This is a genomic window from Ureibacillus aquaedulcis (assembly GCF_030418165.1).
GTDB lineage: Bacteria > Bacillota > Bacilli > Bacillales_A > Planococcaceae > Ureibacillus > Ureibacillus aquaedulcis.
Genome location: NZ_JAUHTQ010000002.1, coordinates 327,230 through 342,252, shown reverse-complemented (window position 1 = coordinate 342,252; position 15,023 = coordinate 327,230). Strand labels below are relative to the sequence as shown.

General features: G+C 34.7%; 18 protein-coding genes. 14 read left to right on the top strand and 4 right to left on the bottom strand.

The features are described 5' to 3' along the window. Positions 1-17: 17 nt before the first annotated feature. From QYB95_RS04265 to QYB95_RS04240, 6 genes are all read left to right on the top strand, one after another. Positions 18-1,778 (top strand): DUF2642 domain-containing protein, encoded by a 1,761-nt coding sequence (locus tag QYB95_RS04265; RefSeq protein WP_301137058.1) that lies wholly within the window; start codon positions 18-20, stop codon positions 1,776-1,778. A 102-nt stretch (positions 1,779-1,880) separates the two neighbouring features. Continuing rightward, positions 1,881-2,561 carry a DUF2642 domain-containing protein gene (locus tag QYB95_RS04260; protein WP_301136904.1) on the top strand — a complete coding sequence of 227 codons (681 nt, stop codon included), beginning with the start codon at positions 1,881-1,883 and terminating at the stop codon, positions 2,559-2,561. 512 nt (positions 2,562-3,073) lie between these two features. Then, positions 3,074-3,700, top strand: a complete 627-nt coding sequence (locus QYB95_RS04255) for a PH domain-containing protein (protein WP_301136903.1) — start codon at positions 3,074-3,076, stop codon at positions 3,698-3,700. 170 nt (positions 3,701-3,870) lie between these two features. Then, positions 3,871-4,239 carry a VOC family protein gene (locus tag QYB95_RS04250; RefSeq protein ID WP_301136901.1) on the top strand — a complete coding sequence of 123 codons (369 nt, stop codon included), beginning with the start codon at positions 3,871-3,873 and terminating at the stop codon, positions 4,237-4,239. Between the two features lie 40 nt (positions 4,240-4,279). Then, positions 4,280-4,420 (top strand): hypothetical protein, encoded by a 141-nt coding sequence (locus tag QYB95_RS04245; protein WP_301136900.1) that lies wholly within the window; start codon positions 4,280-4,282, stop codon positions 4,418-4,420. Positions 4,421-4,574: 154 nt separating this feature from the next. Beyond that, on the top strand, positions 4,575-4,904 hold the full coding sequence (locus QYB95_RS04240) for a DUF2085 domain-containing protein (RefSeq protein ID WP_301136899.1): 330 nt from the start codon (positions 4,575-4,577) through the stop codon (positions 4,902-4,904). 36 nt (positions 4,905-4,940) lie between these two features. On the opposite strand, the gene QYB95_RS04235 is transcribed toward QYB95_RS04240, so the two are convergent. Continuing rightward, entirely contained in the window at positions 4,941-5,576 is a 636-nt protein-coding gene (locus QYB95_RS04235; protein ID WP_301136897.1) for a pentapeptide repeat-containing protein, read from the bottom strand. Positions 5,577-5,801: 225 nt separating this feature from the next. Here QYB95_RS04235 and QYB95_RS04230 point away from each other — a divergent pair, with 225 nt between their 5' ends. Beyond that, complete coding sequence (locus tag QYB95_RS04230) at positions 5,802-6,458, top strand: DUF1801 domain-containing protein (protein ID WP_301136895.1); 657 nt, start codon at positions 5,802-5,804, stop codon at positions 6,456-6,458. A 129-nt stretch (positions 6,459-6,587) separates the two neighbouring features. Here the strand turns inward: QYB95_RS04230 and QYB95_RS04225 are convergent, their stop codons facing one another. Next, positions 6,588-6,881 carry a spore coat protein gene (locus QYB95_RS04225; protein ID WP_301136894.1) on the bottom strand — a complete coding sequence of 98 codons (294 nt, stop codon included), beginning with the start codon at positions 6,879-6,881 and terminating at the stop codon, positions 6,588-6,590. A gap of 19 nt (positions 6,882-6,900) precedes the next feature. Continuing rightward, the gene (locus tag QYB95_RS04220; protein WP_301136893.1) at positions 6,901-7,104 is read right to left on the bottom strand and encodes a hypothetical protein; all 204 of its coding nucleotides are present in this window, start codon (positions 7,102-7,104) and stop codon (positions 6,901-6,903) included. Between the two features lie 209 nt (positions 7,105-7,313). Here QYB95_RS04220 and QYB95_RS04215 point away from each other — a divergent pair, with 209 nt between their 5' ends. From QYB95_RS04215 to QYB95_RS04205, 3 genes are all read left to right on the top strand, one after another. After that, complete coding sequence (locus QYB95_RS04215) at positions 7,314-8,810, top strand: hypothetical protein (protein WP_301136892.1); 1,497 nt, start codon at positions 7,314-7,316, stop codon at positions 8,808-8,810. A gap of 24 nt (positions 8,811-8,834) precedes the next feature. Continuing rightward, positions 8,835-9,383, top strand: coding sequence for a GNAT family N-acetyltransferase (locus tag QYB95_RS04210; protein ID WP_301136891.1), 549 nt, complete (start codon positions 8,835-8,837; stop codon positions 9,381-9,383). Positions 9,384-10,132: 749 nt separating this feature from the next. Further along, the gene (locus tag QYB95_RS04205) at positions 10,133-11,497 is read left to right on the top strand and encodes an amino acid permease (protein ID WP_301136889.1); all 1,365 of its coding nucleotides are present in this window, start codon (positions 10,133-10,135) and stop codon (positions 11,495-11,497) included. 41 nt (positions 11,498-11,538) lie between these two features. Here the strand turns inward: QYB95_RS04205 and QYB95_RS04200 are convergent, their stop codons facing one another. After that, entirely contained in the window at positions 11,539-12,165 is a 627-nt protein-coding gene (locus QYB95_RS04200) for a LysE family transporter (RefSeq protein ID WP_301136888.1), read from the bottom strand. Positions 12,166-12,278: 113 nt separating this feature from the next. Between QYB95_RS04200 and QYB95_RS04195 the strand changes: the two genes are divergently transcribed. The 4 genes from QYB95_RS04195 to QYB95_RS04180 all read left to right on the top strand — a co-directional run bounded on the left by QYB95_RS04195 (position 12,279) and on the right by QYB95_RS04180 (position 14,860). Next, on the top strand, positions 12,279-12,623 hold the full coding sequence (locus QYB95_RS04195) for a hypothetical protein (RefSeq protein ID WP_301136887.1): 345 nt from the start codon (positions 12,279-12,281) through the stop codon (positions 12,621-12,623). 111 nt (positions 12,624-12,734) lie between these two features. After that, positions 12,735-12,911 (top strand): hypothetical protein, encoded by a 177-nt coding sequence (locus QYB95_RS04190; protein ID WP_301136886.1) that lies wholly within the window; start codon positions 12,735-12,737, stop codon positions 12,909-12,911. A 160-nt stretch (positions 12,912-13,071) separates the two neighbouring features. After that, positions 13,072-13,767 carry an ABC transporter ATP-binding protein gene (locus QYB95_RS04185; protein ID WP_301136885.1) on the top strand — a complete coding sequence of 232 codons (696 nt, stop codon included), beginning with the start codon at positions 13,072-13,074 and terminating at the stop codon, positions 13,765-13,767. Further along, positions 13,754-14,860 carry an ABC transporter permease gene (locus QYB95_RS04180; protein ID WP_301136884.1) on the top strand — a complete coding sequence of 369 codons (1,107 nt, stop codon included), beginning with the start codon at positions 13,754-13,756 and terminating at the stop codon, positions 14,858-14,860. The genes QYB95_RS04185 and QYB95_RS04180 overlap by 14 nt, the downstream gene beginning before the upstream one ends. Positions 14,861-15,023 lie beyond the last annotated feature (163 nt).

Genomic DNA, 15,023 nt, shown 5'->3' with positions numbered 1-15,023 from the left:
AAGGAGGGCCCCGGTTGATGATAAAAGATTTGAAACAATCAATACGGGGACTCAAAGGTGCAGTAGTTCGCTTGTTTTTTAGTGACAATCAATTTATAGAAGGTACTCTAATAGCGGTTAAAGAAGATCACCTTGTAGTTGACGCAAATGAAAGAATTTTTTACATTGCATTAAAACAATTATATGGAATATCAAAAAATGCGAAAGATAACCGAGTAGCAAGACAAATTCCAGCTTTTATCGATAAAAATCATTTAACAGATGTTCTAAACTCCATGAAATATAACATTATTACAATCAACGGGATGTATGACAAACTATTTGAAGGTTTGCTCATTTCCATCTCTGAAGATTGTATTATGCTAGTTAATCGAGATGAATTACATTTCATAAATTATTCCTCTATTTTCAATGTATTTGATGGAATTTATGAACAAGAGAAAATACAAAGGGATAATTCACCAGAACTTGGGAAAACAGTAAAACAGAAGACCGAACCACTAATAGAAACTCCAGCTATTTTAATCCCCTTAAATCTTGAACCATTACAGGATAAGATAGCTGAGAGTTCTTTTTTGGAAAAGAACCCAAGTTCCAGTGAAGAAAATATACATGAGATAAATTTGTTAGAGATGAAAGCGACGGAACTATCCATCAATGAATACAGAGTATTAAAAAGTGATGGAAATTCACCTATGAGTTCTCTTGAAAAACCAAGTGTGGAAAATGGGCTTGATAACCGTCAAGAAAATGTTTATTTTGAATCGAATGATAGTAGCCAACCAGAGATAAATGAAGTTGTATTGAGTACCAGTGCAGAAAGTAAAATTAAGGTTTCTAATGATGCAGAACTTAAACTGATAGCTGTGAAAAAAGTGGAAAATGAAATAGTAAATGAAACCAAAACAAGTTTTAAACCCGACCTCGAGACTAAGGAAGTTATAGAGGAAAAGTTCATTCAACAACCTGAAGAAAATGAAATAGACGATCAACTCAATAGTGACTTACAACCTCTATGTCATGTTGAAGACAAAAGTACAGACTTAGAAACAAAAGAAACAATTGAAGAAGTTGTGACTGAACAAAATGAAATGTTAACAGATAAATTTTCGGTAGTACCTAATGCAGAACAGGAAGATTTGTTCACTCATGAGAGCCACGACAATAAAGAATATCTAAATGAGAAAGAACTGTGTGAAAAATTAGACCCCAACTTTAATCAAAAGGATTGTACCGAAGTTGAGGTTGGCTCTAATAGTTTGATGAATAGTGACAGTGAAATATTAGCCCAATCTACTATTACGCAAAGTGCTCAGCACTGCGATGTGGGTGGCACTTTACTGAACAAGAAATTCAATTTAATTGGGTCTTTGTCAAAACATAAGATTAAACAATCCTTTGAAACCGACAATGTATCTTTTGAATCCGTTACCCATTCAATTTCTCCAATGCAGCATGAAAGAGATCGGGAGAATCTTATGACTATTCCTTGTTTAACGCAATCCTTAGAAACGGAAGAGACATCAGATAGATTGCAGATGGAAAATCATCAATCAACAATGGATGACAAGGTACTTTTTGAAGCACAATATTTTGCACTGATGAAACATGCGGAAAGAATGATGGATACGATTGATTCAAGTCAAAATGCCATCAAAAACATGAGCCCCGAAGGAAAAGTTATTATAAGAAATCAATATTTTTCTTTGTTTAAGAGTGCAAAAAAGATGTATAACCAATTAAATGAAAAGCATAATAAAAAGTTTGTAAGAATGTAGATGATGATATGGATGGAACATTATTTTCATTGATTGGATATATCATTTATTAATTAAACATTGACATGGAAAGTAGTCATTGTTTCTAAAGGGGTGGAAACCTTGGATGCATTAATGCAAAGTTACAAAAGAGAAATTGTAAATATTGAAATTTCAGGCGGCAAATTAAAAAATGGCGCTCTTATTGATTCAAGTAGTGAGATGTTAGTAATTTATAATGGGGAAAAGTTTGTTTATATTCCGCTAGAACATATTAAAACCTTCCATATTGACTTCGATAATGAAGATAATATTCAATTACCAACAGAAGCACCAAGTATAGGTACGTCAAAGAGTAGTGACGATATGACTTTAAAGCAAATCTTGACTCAAGCCAAAGGAAAGAATGTTGAAATTTTTGTTACTGGTGATTTGCCATTACATGGTACGATTACATCTGTTATGAAGGATTATTTTGTATTTGAATCACCTATTTACAAAACCATATTCATTCCCAGCAATCATTTAAAATGGTTAATTCCTTATAATGAAAATCATTTACTTTATGACTTAATGGTAGATCAAAGTTATCAAAAAACAAATAATCAACCTTCCTATGCTGGCAATTTCTCCTCACAATTAGAGCAGTTTAGAAACAAATTGGTTGTACTCAATCTTGGCGAAAAGATTACTGATATTGGAAAACTAAATAATCTCAACAGTAAAATAGTAGAAGTTGTGCTTGCAGATTCTAAGTTTGCTTATTCGAACATAACGCATATTAAAACGATTCAAGTGGTTTAAGAAAATCATGTATTCTTCAACTATGCACCTGTTCCTTATCGTCCAAAAACATCGAGAACATATTATCTGTGAACAGGTACTATGTTCTTTTTTTCATGGCTGGAGAATATTACGAAAAAACTACCCTATGTTGAATACCAAACTTTCCTGTCTTTTAATTAAAATATATTAAGAAGAAACTATTTAAGCTCCTTTTAATAGTAATTTATGTTTCAAAAAAATAAACATTTGGTATAATTGCGGAGTTTTCATTTAAAAATTAATATATTTCATCAGATTTTTTTGTAGTAATAAGCATCTTTGCAGCGGAATGGAAAAAATGTAATTATTTATTCTCCATATCTGATTTACCAAGTTTAGGAAATTCAAAAGAATTTATATAAAAGCCTATATTAGTAAAACTCGAAACGATGTGTGGCCAAATGTAAATTAGTTGGAAAGTCCTTCTTGATAGTTCACGAGTTTCAATTTATGCTTATTTTAGATGTTAAGCAGTGAAAGGGGTCATTGGGATGTTTAAAAATTTGGTAGGGAATGCGGTTGGAGATGCATTAGGTTTGAGCGATATCGGTCAGGTCATCAAGCCTGAAGATTATGATAAAACAGAATCGGATGATTTCATCTTAACCGAAGACGGAGAAAAGATTTTCTTCCTGATCAAATCCAAATCCGACGAATATTGTTTTACAAATTTGGCTTTACTTCATTTAGATGGAGATTCCGCATTGAGTAAAAAACGTGTTTTGAAACGATATGACTATTACAAGAATCACATCGAAAATGTAATGCTGGAAACGGCTGGTACAATCGATCTTGATCTTGAAATCAAGTTTAATATTGGTCATAATTCGTTCTCTATCGATATTGCAAAGAAATTCGGTGTTGAGATTGCAGATCTTTATAAATCCTTATTAGCTATTTCGCAAATTCAAGAAAAGAATGCTCGATTAAATGATTTTGCAAAAGAAGCCGTATTAATTGCGCGTGATGTAAATTACGGTACAAGAAATACAGATACTCCAACAAATCTTGAATTCAATAAAATTGTTAATCTTGCCAATGCTTGGTTGAAGCAAACATACGATCAGAACGAGAAGAAGGATTTCTCGGACGTATTCCAAAAGTATATCCAAAACTAACCTAGAGACTGGTTGGTAAGCGTCGATCCACAGGGGTTGACGCTTTTATAATATAGTGTGTCATAAGTAAAAGTTATTGGAAAATATAAAATTTATAATATTACATTATATTAACTTTTTGTTTAAAATTGGAAGTGTAAGGGAGATGAAATATGAAGGAGGAATAGAGGGTGTCTTTTCATTTTAAAACAATCGACCATATTCAACTAGCTGCGCCAAAGGGGAGCGAGGAAGAGGCGAGAACATTTTTTAACGGGATATTAGGATTGGCAGAGGTCGAAAAGCCTGAAGAGCTGAAGAAACGTGGTGGAGTTTGGTTTGCATTTGGAAATTATCAAATCCATATTGGTATTGAAGAACCTTTTTCTCCAGCCCAAAAAGCTCATCCAGCATTCGAAGTAGAAAATATCGAGGCTTTAAAGGACCACTTAAAGAATTATGGTATACCAATCGTTGAGGATAATAGTCTTCCGGGTGCCAATAGGTTTTATGTATCCGATCCATTTGGAAATCGTATCGAGATTTTGGAATGGTATTGATCGATTAGGTAACTTTATAGAATTATAAAGTGGGCTAATAATGAAGGAGGCAGGTTTTTTGTTCTTTGTTGGATTAACCATCTCACTTAGTTTGCTCGCTACAGGAATTATTTTAATCATTAAATCATCTTATGTAATCGGGGGTAGTATTGTTGCTTTAGCGATGATTTCCTTTATATGATGGGTAGGTACTACAAGAGGAAAAAGAAGAAAAATAAAGAAACTAAATATGCGGACAGCGGAGCCGCTGGATTTGATTGCGTTGATTGTTTGGAAATACTGGATTGTGATTGCGACTGTGGTCCTGATTGCTCTTCTTAATAGGGGGGAAAAGCTTGAGAGAGTTTATAGAATTGATTCCATGCCATCGTCTTCCCGAAAGATGCTTATATATAAATGGTGAGCCGATGCCTCTTTGTACAAGATGCTTTTCCATGTTGCTTGGTTACATATTAATGCCATTTGCTTTGCTGGCATCTGTAAGTATTCCCCTCTGGATTCCAATCGCTATGGTTATCCCTTTATTAATGGATGGATTCACACAGCGTTGGAAGTGGAGAACAAGCAATAATTTCATTCGTTTTGTCACAGGCCTACTGTTCGGGATTGGTCAAAGTCTACTAATCTCTACAATAGTTTGGCAAATAGTTAATTGGCTTTCGTAGGTGTAAGAAAATCTCTAATTAGTCCATACCTGAAAATTAATCTTTCACTATAAGTCCCAATAGCGTTGCGAATTGTATTGCTTGAGTTGGTGAAACTTTACACCCTCTTAAGTTAGGGAGGGTAACATGAAGTTCTTCAAAAGTAGATGAACTCAAATCTATTCCTTTTAGAGAGGTTTCTTCAAAATTCCCTCCATCTATGTTGCAATTTTGAAGTTCTATATTTTTCAGTTTACAGTCATAAAAGTCTGTATTTTTTAACAAGGAGTTTTTAAATTTTACTTTCTCAAGCTTGGAGTTTCCGAACATAGAAAGATTTAAGACACAATCTTCAAAATGGACATTTCCAAAACGTGATTCAGTAAAATTAACGCCTAATAGTTTACAATCCATAAATTTTACACGGTGGATAGATGCCTTGCTTAAATTTGCATTCGAAAAATCACATTTTTCAAAAGTAACATCAGTCAAATCAATCTTTTCAAAATTAGTATGATTAAATTGGCAATTTTTAAGTGTCATTTGTGATAATCTAGCTGTATGGATGGTTTCATTTTCAAAATTTGCATGTTGTATTTCGCACAGTTCTAATTCCAGGTCTTCCTCAAGAAGAATATCGTGAAAACTTCGACTCGGTAAATTAGCTGGAATTCTAGGGGATTCTATTTTCAATTCATGACCTCCATTATTTTTACTGGGTGTACCAATTTCTAAACTTCTGCTTTAACTATAACACTAAGTAAATTAGAATTATAGAAAGTCCTAGCTATGCTTCTAGATACTAAAACCCCTCTACTTTACACCACAGCAACAAATGCCCTATTATATAAAATTGAAATAATGAAAGAATGACGATTCTTGATAGTGCGCTAATCAAACAAAAAGGGGAATTCCTTGATGACAGTAAATAGATTGAATCCTAAGGTTGACGAATTTTTAAGTAAAACCAATAAGTGGAAAGAGGAATTTGAAAAGTTAAGAAGTATTGTCCTTGACTGTGAGCTGAAAGAAGAATATAAATGGATGCACCCTTGTTACACGTTTGAGAAAAAAAACGTCGTATTAATTCACGGTTTTAAAGACTATTGTGCGCTTCTGTTTCACAAAGGCGCCTTGTTAAAGGACCCACATGGGCTGCTTATCCAGCAGACGGAAAATGTACAGGCGGCGCGCCAGATTCGATTCACCAATCTGCAACAAATAATTGAACTGGAAGCTATCTTGAAAGAGTATATCCGTAATGCCATTGAGGTTGAAAAGGCTGGTTTGGAAGTAGAGTATAAGAAGAATACAGAATTGGATATTCCTGAAGAACTTCAGTTGAAGTTTGATGAACTGCCTAATTTAAAATCGGCTTTTGAAGCACTAACACCAGGACGGCAAAAAGCCTACATTCATCATTTTTCTTCACCCAAACAATCCAAAACCAGGATATCAAGAATTGAAAACTGCTTGGAAAGAATTCTTAATGGTAAGGGACTAAAGGATTGTACTTGTGGACTATCGAAAAGAATGCCTAACTGTGATGGCTCACACAAGTACAAGGAGAATTAATGATTATAAAGGATTTAATTGAATTTCTCTTAACTGTTGGGAAGGACACTGTGATGAGCCTAAAATTGTGTCCTTCATTTTTTTTTCGAAAAGTAGTCAACGTTCCTAAAGTCAAGCTGCATTTTGCATTTAAAACTGATTGTCTGGATGCAGGTTATTTTGCATCAATGTCTGTACATTGATAATTTGTTCCTTGGAAGCAAGCTCGGTTTTATACCAGCCTTTATGGTTCATGATTTCAAAGAGCCTATATTGGTTTGAACTTGCGTTTTCAAAGCAATGTTCGTAAATTTCGCGAAGCTGTAGATGTGTGGTTTCTAATAATGTATTGCTGATACTACGACAGCGGCCTTTCTCTAGCTCCAAGCAAAGCTGAAGCATTTCACGATCTGTTAATCCACGACCTACCATATTATTCGGCATAAAATCACCCCTTAGCTAATTATTGAATGTTCTTTGTGCGGTTAAAGTATTGGGAAAGTTCAGCGATTTTAAGTTGATGCTTTTCTGCCATTTCCTCAAGTGTTTTTCTTAGTTCCGCGTCTTCACATTGTGATGCACACCAATTCATTGTTTTTGCCGTAATCTCCTCTGCACGGATTTCATCTTCTATAAAGGCCAATTCCTTCAACGTTAGGACGGTCAACTTCATTCACCCCTGAACAATTTGATATAAAGATAGTATTGTTTTTAAAAACAGAATTTATCCTTTCAGACCTGATAATCATGAACTCTTAACAACTTATTAATCACTAGATATACTGTAAATCTTGAAATAGATAAATCGTCTAGTAAAAATGTCTCAGTTGACGATTAGGCTTAATGATGTAATATAGGGAAAAGGAGAGTGATATCATGTTTTTGTTATTTTTACCTGTTTTTCTATTAACTATTCTTTACACTATGAATATCAGCTTTTTAATTAAAAAAGAATTGTCTTCAATTTGGAAGAAACTAACCTTATTTTTTAATATTCTAGCTTTGGTTTGCAGTATACCAAGTTTCTATACCGTTTCTGTTGTAGCTTTATTAGGTACGATGGAAACTGACCAAAAATGGAATGCATACCTCTTAATCATAGGGGCATTTATTTATTTCTTTGTAGTCAACATTATCTTATCGATTTTGCTAATTAAAAAAAAAGCAGTTAAAAATAGCAAAATCGAAATCATCGATGAGGATATCACTGGTACATATAAAAATAAAAATTTAAAAATACTTAGCTATATTTTCCTTTATGTTACTGTGTGTATATTACTGTATAGATCAATGACTGCTGATGGGGCAGAAGTGTTTTTTATAAAAGGGGCTTTAAAATCGGAAATATATGTATATTATTTCTTGCTTTTTGTATTCACTACTTTAGCTACAGTTATAATCTTCAGTCAAAAGAAAAGAATGATGATTTTATCGACTACCATTTCATTTGGTTTAATTTTTTTATTTGTTATGGCTCTCCACCTTATTATTAAACCTACTTATTATTCAACTTTATCCAGTGATTATAAACAAGTTTATACTGTGTTAAGCAAGGAGTATTTAGAGAAATTTTATCCCGAGGGTATAGAGTTAACAGGCAAACCTAAGTACAAGAAATCGGATTTAGGAAACAGCTATATAAAAGTGAAATTTAATTATTCAATTATAAATTGCAATACAGGACAATGTGGTCCCTACGAATTCATTGCTTCATACCAAATGAAAACATACCAACTGGCAAACAAAACAGATTCCGGTCAGGTGACAACAATACAGGGGCAAGACTTATTACAAAAAAATGGCGGCAAAATATCGTTTGTAATAAAAAATAATCAAAAGGGTTTGATAATAGAAAAAGAAGCGAAGGAAATTTTCATAGAAAAAGAAAAAGCAAATGAAGTTAAACAACAATTGATAACCCTAATCGAAGAAGGCTACGGATTTTCGACAAATAACGGCTTACCAATTGGGAACGGCCGGTACTTTGATAGAGCTAAATTTACCGAATCGAAAAAATCAAAATATGAAGAGTTGCTCTCTGTTGATGCCGAACATTTCATTGACTATATCAAAAATGAAGGAGAGACGATGGATAATCCTGATACAGAGGCTAACGAGATCTTCCCGCTCGGAAGGGGCTTCGGAAAAATTATCTTTGAAGAACATGCAGATGGTTATCTTCTGAGGGGCTTACCATTCAAAACCGTTGATAAGAGACAACGATTAGCTTTCGAACTTGAAAACGGGGAGACATTCACCGGTATTTTAGAAAGTGATGAGGATTTCAGAGCGGATCGAGCTTGGATAACGGTCGAGGATGAAGGAACTTCCAATTATAAAAAAGATGACTTTATTCAGCTTAAGTTTTATTAGCGTAGAGTTAATGGGGGGAGAATATTGGTATTTGATTCACATGCTAAAACAATTTCTACAAATAGGTTACTGCTTAGACTGTTTCAGGAGTCTGATGCATATGCAGTTGCAACACTATGCAACAATTACAATATTTATAAAAATACATTATACCTTCCTTTTCCGTATTCCATTGAAGATGCTTTGTCATGGATGAAGAATCATATAGATAATTATCATTCGAATACATCATATGAATTTGCGATAACCGATAGGGAAAGTGGAGAGCTTTATGGGGCAGTCGCCCTTTCGAACAACGTGAATTTAGGGCAGGGTGAACTTGCCTATTGGGTCGGGGAAGCGTATTGGGGGAATGGGTATGCAACTGAAGCCGCTCGGGCAATGGTGCAATTCGCCTTTGATGAAAAAAACTATCACAAAGTTTTTGCCCGTTACTTCGGTTCAAATCCAGCTTCCGGTAAAGTGATGGAGAAAATAGGCATGAAAAAAGAAGGCATTTTAATCGACCATGTGAAAAAAGATGAGCGATATGAAGATATGGTATATTACGGGATTGTGAATCAGCAAAATTAACTAAAGCTATAGAACTCTAAGTAAGCGTTAATCCGAGATTATGGATTAACGCTTTTTTGTACACTTACAGAAGTGGGGTTAAAGACAATTTGCAAAAAACAAGGAAAAGTTGTCTGTTAGAAGCCAGCAGAAAGACAAATTCTATAGAGCTAGGAAAAATTGTCCAATAGAGGGTGTCTCAAAGACAAATTCTACAGAACCAAGAAAAACTTGTCTGATAGGAGCTCAAACAAAGACAAATTTTTATAGAAAGGCGGAAAACTTGTCCAATAGAGGACGTCTAAAAGACAAATTCTACAGAACCAAGAAAAACTTGCCTGATAGGAGCGTAAACAAAGACAAATTTTTATAGAAAGGCGGAAAACTTGTCTAATAGAGGGCGTCTAAAAGACAAATTCTTAAGAAACGAAGAATACTTGTCCAATAGAAGCTAGCACAGAGACAAGTTCTTAAATAATACGGAAAATTTGTCCAATAGAAGTCATCTCTAAGACAAATTTTTAAGAAGCGCAAGAAAATGTCCATTAGAAGAAGGTACAAAGACAAATTTTTTAGAAATGCGAAAATATCTGTCCAATACAAGTCTTCACAAAGACATATTTTCAATAAACAAGAAAAATGTGTCTTTAACAAGCGTTCTTCAAGGATATAACTCTATTTTCAATCCAGGCGGCTTTACAGCTCATTCAAATGCATAAACATTTTCCTCCCGCCCATAATAAATAGGATTTAAAGGGAGGGAGTTTTTGATGGAAATACCAGCACGTGCTGGCGGTAAGAATGGGAACAATAGTGAAGGCCTATTAAAATGGTGGCAACTCTCACTGATTGGTGTTGGTTGCACCATTGGAACCGGGTATTTTCTTGGTTCGGGTATTGGGATTTCGAAAACGGGTCCTTCAATTATCATTCCATTTATACTTGCAGGCATTACAGCCATGATTGTTTCGGAGCAACTTGGAAAAATGTTCATACAGGATCCGCAAAAAGGGTCGTTCCGTTCGTATACTAAAAAGGCTTTTGGAAGATGGGCTGGTTTCAGCAGCGGCTGGGTGTATTGGTTCTCTGAAATGCTGATCTCCGGGAGTCAATTAACCGCACTTTCCATACTTACACGTTTTTGGTTCCCCAATATACCAATCTGGGTTCTGGCTTCCATTTATGCTGCGCTAGGAATTATTGTTGTGTTAATTGGAACAAAGGGGTTTGAAAAAACGGAAAACCTATTCGCCGTCATGAAGGTGGCCGCAATTTTTATGTTTATCATCCTTGCTATTTTGGTGCTGTTTGGTTTTTTTGGCGGAAGTCGCGATGATTTTAATGTCCCCAACACTGCTAATGAATTCTTCGCAGAAGGAATGATTGGCCTATGGTCTTCCCTTATATTTGGTTTTTATGCATTTGGCGGTATCGAAATTATGGGAATTCTATCAGTAAGACTGCAACAGAAAAAAGAAGTCATCAAATCAACAACAGTTATGCTTATTATCCTCACAAGCATTTATTTAATTTCGATTATTTTAGCATCAGGACTGGTTGCTTATGATCAATTTAATGCGGAGGAGAGTCCGTTTGTCATTTCCCTTGCAGAGTACAATTTAGCATTTTTCCCCTATGTGTTTAATGCAGGTGTTGTGATTGCAGGCTTCTCTACAATGGCTGCTTCACTTTTTGCTGTTACCAGTATGCTTGTAACGATGGCAGAAGAAGGGGATGCTCCGAAATTATTTTCGAAGAAAAGTAAACTGAAGGTACCACCATTTGCATTAGCATTAACCATTGCAGTACTAGTTATTTCAATTATTGTTTCCAGGATAGTTCCGGACCGGGTGTATGAATATATTACAACGGCCGCCGGGTTAATGCTTATTTATAACTGGTTTTTCATTCTCATTTCATTCCCTAAACTTATCAAAGCCACAAAATTTGATCATGTGAAGCGTTTCTTTGCCATGCTGCTGATTCTTCTAGCGGTAAGTGGTACTTTTGTTGATAAAACGAACCGAATGGGGTTCTTTGTTAGCATTGTCTTTATTGCAATCGTCATCATTGTGATTCTTTTTATGCGGAAACGAAAAGATAAAAATAACAATGAATACCCACGCGGCATTTAGCAATTGTCGCTTTTCTTGTAAGTCGACTATGTATTTAGTCTTTACAAAAACAATAATTTAAAGGCCTGTACACCGAAATACACACCAAATCCTATCAGTGATAATCCCGATATTGCTGAAATAACACCAAGCAGTTTTGCTGTTAGAATTTTTTTGAAGCTGCTTGAGATAAAGGCCATAGTAACATCCCAGATAAATAATCCTACAAAAATCGCCAGACTATATAAAATGACATGGTCCAGGTCGTAAGTTGAAACGGTTTTGGCCAGGACAGATCCAAAGATGCCCAGCCAAAACATCATTGAAAGCGGGTTGGAAATCGATAAAAGGAAACCGTATAAAAATGATTTTTTATGGGAATCATCTTTCATCTTGCTCATTTTTACTTCTTTGCCTGCATTTATAATGCTATCAATGCCTGTATAAATGAGAACAAAACAACCAAAAGACCAAAGCAATGTTTGCATAAATGGGGTTTCAAGAAAATGAAAAACACCAAAATATACAATCGCCATATAGACAGCATCGGCCAACATCGCACCAAGTCCGACTAGCCAAGCATGACCGAAGCCACCGTGGATACCTTTTGTAATTTGTGCAGCATTTACTGGCCCTATGGGAGCAGCAAGTGATATTCCAAGTATTACGTAACCGAAAAAAGCGCTCATTTAAAAACTCCTTTAATAACTTAAAATGGTTTGTACCATCTTATTCGTTTTGGAGCGGAAGTAGGACAACTATTCAATTTTGCAACAATAAATACATTTAAGGAGTAATAGCAATGTCGATTCATGTATATCAAACATTTGAAATCAAGCAAGAAAAGTTTAAAGAGGCAATCGAGAATTTGCAGGAGATTAAAAAATACCGGAACGAACAATATGACCATGATTTGGAAGTGCTCATTCCGATTACTGGTGCCGATTATACTTATGCCATTTTAGCTACATATGAAGGCCTGGCTGAAATGGAATTCCAAGATAGAAAAATGTTTGATGACGAAGAGTACTTAAAGCTCGTCGGAACTTTTTTCTTGGAGCATGTTGTACAGGGGACTATGGTTACACAAATTTACCGGGGAATCAATAAGAAGGTCTCAAGTAAAGACGAGAAAAAAAGTGAGTAAAATCCACGCTTCTTTCTTGAAAACTTAAGGAGTCCTTAGAAAATTCTCTAATGAATGTGATGCATAAATCATGTTGATTTACCCAAAATAAGTGACGGAGGTGAGAGAGCAATGGAAAAAAGAAAATACAACAATAACCGTCAAGATCAAAAAAATAATCGTGCAGAGTTTGCGGAGGAATTAGATTTCAACCGTAACCAAAACAACGAAGAATTTGCGGAAGAAGCAAACTTCAGCCGCAACCGCAATAACCGCAATCAAGACGATGACAACTGTGAAGGCTGCTAATTCAAAAACAAAATTGACCTAAGAAGGTCCAAGAAGAGCGTTAATTCCTGCATGGAATAAACGCTCTTTTAATATTTGTTTGCAATGAAACTTTTTCTATTACAACGCGTAATAGTATTAATACAAAATTTTACATAAAGATTGAAAGGTGTTATTAATATTGATTTCCATTAATATTCAGAGTGCTGGTTATGAACAAAACAAAGCCATTATAAAAAATATTGAATTTACCATCCCAAAAGGCCAGGTTGTTGGTTTGATTGGCGGAAATGGTGCAGGCAAAAGTACAACCATTCAGACAATCATGGGGACGATACCTCATAGCCAGCATAAATGTGAGCTGTCAGAGTACGGGTATGTACCTGAACGGCCAATTTTGTATGATTATTTAACACTATGGGAACATATTCACTTACTAATTCAGTCGAATGGACAGGATACAGTCAAGCTGGAACAAAGGGCAATGGAATTATGCAAGATATTTAGGCTCCAAAGCAAATTAAATGAGTATCCAATTAATTTTTCAAAAGGAATGCAGCAGAAAGTTATGCTCATTTTAGCATTTACTCCAAGGTATGATTTTTACATATTGGATGAACCATTTATGGGACTGGATCCACAGGCAATTCGAAGATTATTGACAATGATTGATGATACAAAAAGACAAAGTGCATCTTTCTTGATTTCCACGCATGCTTTGGATACTGCTGAAAAACTATGTGATTCGTTTGTTTGTTTACATGAAGGAAAAATAATCAGGATAGGTACACTGGAACAATTGCAGCAACATCATTCACAAAGTTTGCTTGAAATTTTCGATGAATTACTAGAAGGTGTTGAAAATGCTGCTGTTTAAGATGCGACTGCAAAGACAATGGAAAACACACCTATCTTTATTTAAAAATATTGCGGATTGGACAATTTGGCTCTATTTAATCATTCCGTCTTTTGCGTTTATCTATTATCTTCTTAGAGAAACCGTCTTCAAACTAAACTATGGGTTCATCGAATTTCTACATCCTGGCATTGTTGTTTTCATTATCATGTATATAAGTAGTACCCTTATTAATCGTACATTTAGTGAGCCAGCAGACAAACTATTTTTAATACAGTCCACAAAACAATATGCTGCATTAAAAAGATGGGGATTTTATTATTCCTTACTATGTAATTTCGCTATTATGGCAATTCTGTTTTCATTATTTTATCCGTTTTTGCGTTACGTGCATCATTTCTCCTTTATTCAGTTAACTCAATTCTCAGCATCTCTTATTAGTTGTTATTTGGTAAGTAAATTATCTGTACTATTTTTGTCAAAATGGGTGAGATTTTTTACTTTATTGATTCTGATTTTGTTAACGTCGGTTGCAGTTTTTTATGCAAATGACCTGACAGTCGCATTCACCATAGCTCTAATATTTATTGGCGGTATCTTGTATGAGAGACGTGCAATAAGGACCCATCGCTATTTTGAAAAACAAACACAAATGGACGTTGAATCTTTTTATCGTTGGCAGTCGCGTATCTTCCTTTATAATCCTGAACTAAAAATGATGAAATTGCCAAAACATAAATCTAAATCACCTATGTGCTTCAAGAAAGGCAGATCTAATGATAGTGTGTCTGTATTAATCGAACTGATTTTAAAAACAATATTTCGAAAAAAGAGTTATATTTGGGATTATCTCCGTATAATATGTATTGTTTTTCCTCTTATTCTCGTCGTACCTTGGTGGGCAGCATATTTACTGGTGATTCTTATGTATTTCGGATTGAAAACCTATATCAGTTCTATATGCGCCGAAGTAAAAGAAAACGCCATTTTTACGATTATAAGAACCTCAGATCGCGATTGGCAGCTAGCCTTCAAAAAAATTCAAATTTATATCGTCAATTCGGTAACAATGGCTTATGTAGCATTGATAACGTGTCTACTTCTATTTTTCTAGAAGGAGCAGAAGTTATTTAATATTTTCAATCACGGGGATAACGTTTCTAGTGAAATTAATAGCTATATAAATAGAAATATATTTGAAACTCTGCTAGAAATATATATAATATCATCCGCTTCACTAAATTACAGGGAAAAGTTTAAGCACGAACCAAATGTAC